Origin of the sequence: Photobacterium pectinilyticum, from assembly GCF_024357955.1 — a bacterium.
GTDB classification, from domain to species: domain Bacteria; phylum Pseudomonadota; class Gammaproteobacteria; order Enterobacterales; family Vibrionaceae; genus Photobacterium; species Photobacterium pectinilyticum.
This window is the reverse complement of the sequence record NZ_JANEYT010000170.1, coordinates 1-1,755: the sequence shown is the minus strand read 5'-3', so window position 1 is coordinate 1,755 and position 1,755 is coordinate 1. Positions and strand designations below refer to the sequence as shown.

At 44.2% G+C, this 1,755-nt stretch carries 1 protein-coding gene; it reads right to left on the bottom strand.

Translation table 11 applies throughout. The features are described 5' to 3' along the window. Nucleotides 1-375: 375 nt before the first annotated feature. Nucleotides 376-1,632, bottom strand: coding sequence for a methyl-accepting chemotaxis protein (locus tag NHN17_RS25670; protein ID WP_255045510.1), 1,257 nt, complete (start codon nucleotides 1,630-1,632; stop codon nucleotides 376-378). Nucleotides 1,633-1,755: the final 123 nt, after the last annotated feature.

The following is a 1,755-nucleotide window of genomic DNA, read 5'->3' as shown; positions in this document are numbered from 1 at the left end:
GGGAGTATAAGATCATAAATCGATCTGCCGGTCAAACTTACAGAATTTGGTCAGAAAACGTTCGTGATCTCACCCTGCACCCTATGGTAAAGCTTACTTAGTATTTATTACCCTCACCAAGTTATATTTTGTGTACCAGTGGGCTTGGGAGCATGTGAAAAACTTCGGCGGTGATGTATTCGACTTTATTGGCGCATCGGTTCATTACGGTGAATCCCTAAGCGCCATCACCTTTACTGTGCTATGTGGTTATTACACTGTAAAAGCAGTGGTTAGTATATTCAAATCTCCACCAAACGGCGCGACTGCATAACGCTTAGAACAATAAAAAGGAAGCCGAAGCTTCCTTATATTTTCAGTGTTAGACCGGGCGAATTAATACCGGAAAAACAACAACTGCTTACGTTGTTGCTCTGCCAATTGTGATAGCTCTTCACTTGCACTGGCACTTTGACTGATACCGACTACGTTTTGATTAACGAGCTCAGACATATTCACTACGTTTTTATTGATGTCTTGTGTCACCATCGACTGTTGCTCTGCCGCGGTCGCTACTTCAGTATTCATATCGCCGATAGATGTAATAGCATCAGTGACGCCTTCAAACACTTCATTGGCTAAACCGGTTAGTTCTTCTGACTCTTTCAACATCAGCAACGACTGCTGCATATCATCATTGGCTGTGGCTGACTGGCGCTGAAGGTCTTCAATGATCGCCTGAATTTCTTGAGTAGACTTTTGCGTGCGTGCAGCCAGCATACGAACTTCATCAGCCACAACAGCAAAGCCACGACCAGATTCACCAGCACGTGCCGCCTCAATCGCTGCATTCAATGCCAGCAAGTTGGTCTGCTCGGAGATAGCCTGGATCACGTCAATCACCTTGCTGACCTGAGCAGATTGTTCTCGAAGATGCATCACCACATCAGCAGCTTCAGACATTTTTCCTGATGTCTCCCGATTAGACAGCTCACTTTGGGTGAAAACATTACGACCTTCATTCACCATCTTCTGGCTCTGCTTCGCACAGGTGTCGGCATCTTGTGCATTACCGCTTACATTATCAGCAGTGCTTGAGAGCTCGTTGACTGCAGAGGCAACCTGTTCAATTTCGGCCAGCTCTTGCTGGGCATTGGCTTGAGCACTATTCATCACCTCAGCCAATTCCGTGGATGCCGCTGCAACTTCTTCACTGATGCGATTCAGATGGAAAATGGTATCTTGCATCTTATCCAGAGTGTTATTTAGGTCACTGCTCAGTTCAGAAATTTCATTGGAACCTGAAACCTGAACCCGTCCAGTTAAGTTGCCTTGGGATAACTGTTTCAAGGTCTCTCGAACAGCCATAATAGGCTTAACCATACGGCCAGATACTATCCACGCAATCACCAGGCCACTCACTACCATTACAGCCATAATGAGCATAACACCTTGCATCATTTGCCGATATTCTACTTCGACAGCTGAAATTTCTTCTGCAACATATTGGTCAATGGCCTCGGTCAAATCGTCAGATGATTGAATCAACTCATTACCTATCACTCTAAAGTTGGCAGCGAGTATTTCTGACTCTTGAAGCGTAACACCAATGCTATTTTTACGAGCAACGAATGGCTTTAAATCATTATTCAAAAATCGCTCATAGTTTGCCATTTTGTCTGTAACTAAATTGACATGGCTAATACCAATCTAAGTAAAAATATGATCTAATTGAGGTTACTCTTTCAGACAGTCACATCGCTATGGATAGCCTCA